The organism is Pseudoflavonifractor phocaeensis (assembly GCF_016901735.1).
Taxonomy (GTDB): domain Bacteria; phylum Bacillota; class Clostridia; order Oscillospirales; family Oscillospiraceae; genus Pseudoflavonifractor_A.
In genome coordinates this window covers 1-6,225 of the sequence record NZ_JACLZC010000102.1, presented here as the reverse complement: position 1 = coordinate 6,225, position 6,225 = coordinate 1, and the positions used below count along the sequence as shown (strand labels likewise).

The window sequence follows — 6,225 nt, the reverse complement described above, 5'->3', positions numbered from 1 at the left end:
CCTTATCCCCCCCACCTTCCGCTTTGACCCCAACGTCCTGGAGGACGCCTTTAAGCAGCATCCCAAGGCCATCCTCATCTGCAACCCCTCCAATCCCAGCGGACGGGTCTTTACCATGGAAGAGCTCAAGCTCATCGCCGACCTGTGCATCAAGTACGATGTGTACGCCATCATGGACGAGGTCTATGAGCACATCGTCTATGCCCCCCACAAGCACATCTACATGAACAGCCTCCCCGGTATGTGGGAGCGTACCGTGTCCTGCTCCTCCCTCTCCAAGACCTACTCCGTCACCGGCTGGCGTCTGGGCTACGCCATCGCCCCCCAGCACCTGATGGACAAGATCAAGCAGTATCACGACTTCAACGCCGTGGGCGCGCCCTCCCCCCTGATGGAGGCCGCCATCGTGGGCCTGGAAATGCCCGACAGCTACTACGAGGAGTTCGGCGCCCATTACGCCCACATGAAACATATTTTCACTCAGGGCCTTACCGACCTGGGCATCCCTTACTCCGACCCTGAGGGCACCTACTTTGTCCTGGCCAACATCGGCCCTTACCTCAAGAAGGGACAGACCGACGTGGAGTTCTGCGAGGAAATGGCCCGGAAGGTGGGCGTGGCCTGCGTGCCCGGCACTTCCTTCTTTATGGAGGACGTCCAGAACATCGTCCGGATGCACTTCGCAAAAAAGGACGAAACCCTCTACGCCGCCCTCGACCGCCTCGCCGACCTGAAAGCCAAAATGTCCTGACCGACTTTTCTTTCGAGAACCTACTTTCTTTCGAGAAAGAAAGTAGGCAAAGAAAGCTCTCATCTGGCGCGTCATTGTCAAGCCGTGCAGGAACGGAGGGCCAGGCAAAGAAAGCTTCCGTCAAGCGCCTTACTGTTAGGTGATACAAAACCAAGAAATTACTTCCATTCGGCCCCGGACCAATGGTCCGGGGCCCTTTCTGTTTATAAAATATTAAAGCATCCTTCATGAGATCATCAAAACTATATCGGGCCGCTGCGAGTCTTAATAAGTGAACCCGGATAAAACCAAACAGAAAGGAATGGTAAGATGAAAAAACTGGGTGTTCTCTGCGGGGTGGTCCTGACGCTCCTGCTGATGCTGACCGCATGCACTCCCTCTTCCAAGAAAGCGGAGGCGTCCCTCTCCCCCACTCCCAGCCAGACGGTCACCGATTCGGAGGAGACGAATGGAGAAAAGACGGTACATGGCATCATCAACCGGCTGGGGCCCTTCCTGGTCCTACTGACTGATGACGAAGAATACCGCGTTATGGATTACGGCGAGGGGGTCACCACAGACGGCCTGGAAGAGGGCGATACGGTGGATATCACCTATACCGGAACGCTGGATTCCGAGGAGGAGGCCCCTGTGATCGTCTCTATCACCAAGTCAAACTGACGCTGCCGAAGCGGGCAAAAAATGGACGGCCTCCCGGCCGTCCATTTTTGCTGTTATTGATTGCTCAGCCCTGCTTTTTGGCGTCCTTCCCGAAAGAAACGCCGGCTACATTTACGTTTACGCACTCCACATGCAGGCCGCTGGTGTTGTCCACGGCGGTCAAAACCGCCTCCTGTACCGCCTGGGCCACCTCGGGGATTACGCACCCATAGGCCACCAGGATGGACAGTTCCACGCTGACCGTATCCCCGTTTACCGCGATATGGACCCCACGGGACAGGCTGCCCTTCTTTCCCAGCAGCTCCGCCAGGTCATTGCCCAGGTTGGGCGCCAGGCTGACCACGCCTTCGACCTCCAGCGCTGCGGCGGCAGAGATCACCGCCAGCACTTCCTCCGATATATGGATCGTTCCCAGCTCGTCGGGACGGGAAACGTACTCTCTTGCATCGGCCATTCCAGGTCACGCTCCTTTTTGTCGTACAACAAGAATTGGATAACTGTTAATTATTGTACCACACAGAGTGGAAAATACCAATAGTTTTTTTGCACTTTTTCCAATCCTACGGCTTACAGACCCCGCAGGGCGCGTAACCCTGGTCGATCAGGTCCTGCCGGTCGCCGGTATATTCCTCCCGGTTCCCCTCGCTGATGCCGGCGGCGCTGGAGCAGTCGGGCAGATGGAATTTCTTTGAGCTGGTATTCAGAATGTACGATACGCCCTGCCCGTCGCCGGTGGTCGTGTCGCTCTCCTCACCGGAAAGCGCGCTGTCGCCTGTGGCGTAGTCAATGGTGATGCCCGGCTGGACGTTATACACAAACACATTGAAACATACGCCGTCGCCCTCATCCTCCACGCTCAGCCCCTCCATCTGTACTCCGCGGGCCACCAGCTCCTCCCCCTCAAAGATGGGCGTCACCCGGTAGAGCACATGGTTTTCCGTCTCTTTGACGTAGTCGGCCACCAGATTTTCAAAGGGCAGCATCCCGTCCACGTTCATATAGCGGGTGCCGGTGATGAGGTTTTTCTCGTTGGCATTCTCGCCGGTGAGCTGGAAGCCGATGAGGTGGCAGCGGTTATAGAGATACTTGCCGTCCACAATGTCGTATTTCACCGTCTGCCAGCCGGTGGGCTTTACCTGACCGATATTGCCCCGGTCCTCGGTGGGCATCAGGTCCACCCCCACATTGGCCCAGGCCACGCCGCACCGGCCCAGCGCGTCCAGCTCGCTGTAAGTCTCATAGGAATCGGTGGTCAGGTCCGCCTCGGTAAAGGCGGGTTGGTTGTCATTGATTACCACATAGGGAGAGCCGTCATAGGCCGGTAGGTCGGAGAGCTCGTACACCATATCCTCCGTGACCGACCCGGCGGGGAGCATCCCATCCTCACAGCCCGCCAGACACAGCGAAAAGGCCAGCAGCAGCGCCAGAAGAAAGGCCGTCTTTCGTTTCATCTTATATACACCTCTTTTGTGATTTTTTCATGGGAATAACCGGGGAATTCCACTGTTTCCGCCAGCCGGAATCCCTCCGCCGGCGGCTGAACGTCCAGGTAAAGGTCCGCCGGATAGACCCGGTTCCAGTGATAGAGGATGAATCCCTCCGTTTTCTCCAGCCAGGGCCGGGCGGGCCGGTCCTCCACAAAGCACAGCGCGCCCGCCCCCGCCCGGGCGAGGAAGTCCTCGTCGGCACAGATCACCGCCCCGGCCTCCGGCTCGATAAACTGCCTCCGCGAGGCGGGCGACATCCAAAGCGCCCTTCCCGCCGCCATGGCCAGCATATCCGCCCGGACTACCCGGTCCCGGCTCTGCCGCCGTCCGGCAAAGGAAATCCCGCCTCTGTCGTCCACACAGTAAATGAGATACATGGTACCTCCTTTCTATCGTTCCTATGTTCTAGTCTGCCCAATGGCATTATACCATCCCTTTTCCCAAAATACAAGAAAGACGCGGTGGGAAAGAACGCCCCACCGCGCCATATTCTTATTCACATTCGATGATCTTGATCTGACTGGATGTAAGTCCCGTTTCGTCGGTGACGATCTCCGCGATACGGGCCACATCCGCCTCGGTCAGGCCCCCTTCCACCGGCGCCACTACGATGCTGGCGCTTCCCTCATTGAGAAACGCCACACAGTCGGCATACCCTTTGGCGATCACCAGGTTTTCGATCTGGGCCTCCGATACCGTGCTGCTGGCCATGGTCTCAATGGCTTCGTTCAGCTCGGTAAGGGTCGCCGCGTCCGCCTCCTCGTTGGCTGCCGCATCCTGCAAAAGAGACAGCGCGCTGTCCCGCGCCTCCTGCCGGTTGAGCCGGGCCGAGGCAAAGTAGTCCGAGGTCTGGGCCGCCGTGGGCGACGGAGCGGGACTGACCGCTGCCGAGACCGCCGGCGAGGCACTGGGATCTGCCGCTCCTCCGGTCAGCAGAGGGTCGCTGCTCTCCGCCCCCACCAGCTCCGCCTGCCCCAGCACCTTCCCCGCGTCCGTCTCCTGCTCATAGGTCCAATTCAGATACACCGCCGCACACACAAACACCACGATGGCGGCTACCACCGCGTTGCGCTTCCATAATTTCATCCTTTTACGCCTCACTTTCCTTGACAGATGGATATTTTATCGGCTCCCAGGCCGGTCAGCGCCGAGACCGCCTCGGTCAGCGCCAGCCGGACGGCAGGGTCCCCGCCTCCTGAGCATACCACCAGCGCCCCGCGAAATTGGGGCGAAATCTGCTGCACCGTTACCGTCTCTTCCAAACCGGAGCCCCGGGAGAGCACCACCGTGGTCTCCTCCTTCCGGCCGTCCTCCCCCAGCTCGCTTTCGCTGTCCTTGGCCAGGATCTGCCTGGGGCCTGTCTGGAGAGAGAGCACCACCTCCACCTCCCCCGCGCCCTGCACCTGAGACAGTACCTGGGACAGCCGTTCTTCCAGCGCCTCCACCCCGTAGTCCCAGCTCTGGGCCGTACTTTGGACGGCGTCCGCCGTGTCTCCATCCCCGCCGGAAGGCCACAGCAGCAGCGCCGCCCCGGCCAGCAGCACCAGCAGCACGAACCGGTAGCGCATGGCTCCCTCCGCCAGCTTCTTCCCCCAGCTCTTCCACGTCTCCGCCGTCATTCCGCTCCCCCCTCTCCCGTCCGGTAGGTCTGCCGCTCCTCCGGGATGGCAAAATCCGCCTCGATCTGCCAGCGCAGATCCTCCTTCTGTGCCTCGGTCAACTCACCCGTCACCGCCACCGACCAGGGAACCGGATACTCCCCCTCGGTGCGCACCTCCACCTCCACCGTACAGTCCGCCCCCAAAGTGGCCGCCTTGCCCGCAATATATGCGCCGGCCTCCCGGGCTATGAGCGCTTCCATGGCGCCGCCGTTCACCTGCGCCGCCGCCGGTACCTCCGCAAGCTCGCCGCTCTCCCGCCAGCGGGCCAGCGCCTGGGACAGGGCGGACTCGTCCAGGGTGAACACCGGCCCCACCACCGCCAGCAGCAGGAGAAGCCCGCCGGTAAAGCGGCTGATCCGTCCCACCGCCCCTTTGGGGAGCAGGGTCTGGGCCGCCGCGGCCACCATGGCCGCGCAGGTTACCCCCAGCACCCAATTCCGCATCCACTCCATTCTTATCCCCCCACCGTCACCGATACCGCAGAAACCAGGCTCACCAGCAGCAGCAGCGCCCCCGCTCCCGTCATGCCCAGCACCAGGCCAAAAGCCCCGCCGATGCTGTCAATCAGCCCCGCCGTCCGCCCATCCGACACCGTGGCGGTCAGCGCGGCGGTGAGTTTATAGAGCAGATAGTGCACCCCCAATTGTAAAAAAGGAAGCACGCACATGGACAAAATCACCGTCATGCCGAAAATCCCGATGGCGTTTTTTAAGATGCCCGCGCCGGCCAGCACCGTCCCCGCCGCGTCGGACAGGATGCCGCCCACCACCGGCACCATGCCCGAGATGGTCAGCTTGGCCGCCTTCAGGGCCAGGGCGTCGGTATTGCCCGCGATGACCCCGCTGACGGTGAGGTAGGTCACAAACGCCGTCAGCAGAATACTCAGCGCCCAGGTACAAAGCCGCCGCAGCAGCTCCGCCAGGCGGCGCAGCCCCTCGTTCCCCACCGCCGCCCAGGCCATGGAGGCCGCCAGATAGGCGTAGAGGACGGGCAGCAGCAGCCGGTCCATCAGGGTGAGGAGCACGTCGGAAAAGAGCACCGTGGCCACCTGACGGGCCGCCGCCTGGGTGGGCGCTCCACTGGCCGCCACCGCCGCCGCCGTGGCTGGCAGCAGCACCTTGGAAAAGCCGTCCATCTCCTCCAGCGCGCTTCTCCCTAAACCCACCAAGGTGTTTACATCCCCCACCGCGATGGCCGCTACCGCCAGTGCACCCACCACCGCAGTGGGGTCCAGCGCACCCTTTATCCCAAAGCCGTCGCTGAAGCCCTCCGCCAGTCCGCACAGCAGCACCACCGCCAAAAGCAGCACCGCGCTGCGCACCCCCTTGCGCACTACCCCATCCAGCGCCGCGCTCCCCGTGTCCAGCACGGACTGCAAGCCCTGCTCCAAACCGCCGTCCTCCAACAGCAAAATCTCCGTCCCGTATTCCCCCGCGGCCTCCTCCAGCCCTTCCAGGTCCAGCGCCTCCGATTGGGATTCCAGCACCCCCTCCATGATTTCCTGTCCCCCCGCCACGGAGGAACATTGGGCGGGAACGAAAAATACAGCCAGCAGGCAGAGCAAAACCGTGAGATATTTTACGAAAGCAACTGGGTGAGGGCGTCCAGCACCGCCTGGAGCAAGGGCAGAGACACATAAAGGGCCAGCACCGCCCCCGCCGTCTCC

The 6,225-nt window shown here is 61.4% G+C and carries 9 protein-coding genes; 2 read left to right on the top strand and 7 right to left on the bottom strand.

Annotated features, from left to right (window positions below; genetic code table 11):
• Together H7U37_RS14190 and H7U37_RS14185 are read left to right on the top strand one after the other, a co-directional pair.
• Positions 1-751, top strand: a 751-nt coding sequence (locus tag H7U37_RS14190) for a pyridoxal phosphate-dependent aminotransferase (RefSeq protein ID WP_204876707.1), incomplete at its 5' end; no start/stop codon positions are given.
• Between the two features lie 309 nt (positions 752-1,060).
• Entirely contained in the window at positions 1,061-1,411 is a 351-nt protein-coding gene (locus H7U37_RS14185) for a hypothetical protein (RefSeq protein WP_204876705.1), read from the top strand.
• A gap of 64 nt (positions 1,412-1,475) precedes the next feature.
• On the opposite strand, the gene H7U37_RS14180 is transcribed toward H7U37_RS14185, so the two are convergent.
• The 7 genes from H7U37_RS14180 to H7U37_RS14150 all read right to left on the bottom strand — a co-directional run bounded on the left by H7U37_RS14180 (position 1,476) and on the right by H7U37_RS14150 (position 6,054).
• Positions 1,476-1,865 (bottom strand): Asp23/Gls24 family envelope stress response protein, encoded by a 390-nt coding sequence (locus H7U37_RS14180; RefSeq protein ID WP_204876704.1) that lies wholly within the window; start codon positions 1,863-1,865, stop codon positions 1,476-1,478.
• Positions 1,866-1,971: 106 nt separating this feature from the next.
• Positions 1,972-2,862 carry a DNA/RNA non-specific endonuclease gene (locus H7U37_RS14175; RefSeq protein ID WP_204876703.1) on the bottom strand — a complete coding sequence of 297 codons (891 nt, stop codon included), beginning with the start codon at positions 2,860-2,862 and terminating at the stop codon, positions 1,972-1,974.
• Positions 2,859-3,275 (bottom strand): hypothetical protein, encoded by a 417-nt coding sequence (locus H7U37_RS14170; protein ID WP_204876701.1) that lies wholly within the window; start codon positions 3,273-3,275, stop codon positions 2,859-2,861. The genes H7U37_RS14175 and H7U37_RS14170 overlap by 4 nt, the downstream gene beginning before the upstream one ends.
• Positions 3,276-3,390: 115 nt before the next feature.
• Positions 3,391-3,984 (bottom strand): SpoIIIAH-like family protein, encoded by a 594-nt coding sequence (locus H7U37_RS14165; RefSeq protein ID WP_204876700.1) that lies wholly within the window; start codon positions 3,982-3,984, stop codon positions 3,391-3,393.
• An 11-nt stretch (positions 3,985-3,995) separates the two neighbouring features.
• Positions 3,996-4,517 carry a stage III sporulation protein AG gene (locus H7U37_RS14160; protein WP_204876699.1) on the bottom strand — a complete coding sequence of 174 codons (522 nt, stop codon included), beginning with the start codon at positions 4,515-4,517 and terminating at the stop codon, positions 3,996-3,998.
• Complete coding sequence (locus H7U37_RS14155; RefSeq protein WP_204876698.1) at positions 4,514-5,011, bottom strand: stage III sporulation protein AF; 498 nt, start codon at positions 5,009-5,011, stop codon at positions 4,514-4,516. Before H7U37_RS14155 ends, H7U37_RS14160 begins: the two co-directional genes overlap by 4 nt.
• Before the next feature lie 2 nt (positions 5,012-5,013).
• Positions 5,014-6,054 (bottom strand): stage III sporulation protein AE, encoded by a 1,041-nt coding sequence (locus H7U37_RS14150; RefSeq protein WP_204876696.1) that lies wholly within the window; start codon positions 6,052-6,054, stop codon positions 5,014-5,016.
• Between the last annotated feature and the right edge of the window lie 171 nt (positions 6,055-6,225).

Excerpts from the sequence above, each read along its gene's own strand:
- H7U37_RS14185 (WP_204876705.1), top strand. The coding sequence starts at position 1,061 with ATGAAAAAACTGGGTGTTCTCTGCGGGGTGGTCCTGACGCTCCTGCTG.
- H7U37_RS14180 (WP_204876704.1), bottom strand. The coding sequence starts at position 1,865 with ATGGCCGATGCAAGAGAGTACGTTTCCCGTCCCGACGAGCTGGGAACG.
- H7U37_RS14175 (WP_204876703.1), bottom strand. The coding sequence starts at position 2,862 with ATGAAACGAAAGACGGCCTTTCTTCTGGCGCTGCTGCTGGCCTTTTCG.
- H7U37_RS14170 (WP_204876701.1), bottom strand. The coding sequence starts at position 3,275 with ATGTATCTCATTTACTGTGTGGACGACAGAGGCGGGATTTCCTTTGCC.
- H7U37_RS14165 (WP_204876700.1), bottom strand. The coding sequence starts at position 3,984 with ATGAAATTATGGAAGCGCAACGCGGTGGTAGCCGCCATCGTGGTGTTT.
- H7U37_RS14160 (WP_204876699.1), bottom strand. The coding sequence starts at position 4,517 with ATGACGGCGGAGACGTGGAAGAGCTGGGGGAAGAAGCTGGCGGAGGGA.
- H7U37_RS14155 (WP_204876698.1), bottom strand. The coding sequence starts at position 5,011 with ATGGAGTGGATGCGGAATTGGGTGCTGGGGGTAACCTGCGCGGCCATG.
- H7U37_RS14150 (WP_204876696.1), bottom strand. The coding sequence starts at position 6,054 with ATGGAGGGGGTGCTGGAATCCCAATCGGAGGCGCTGGACCTGGAAGGG.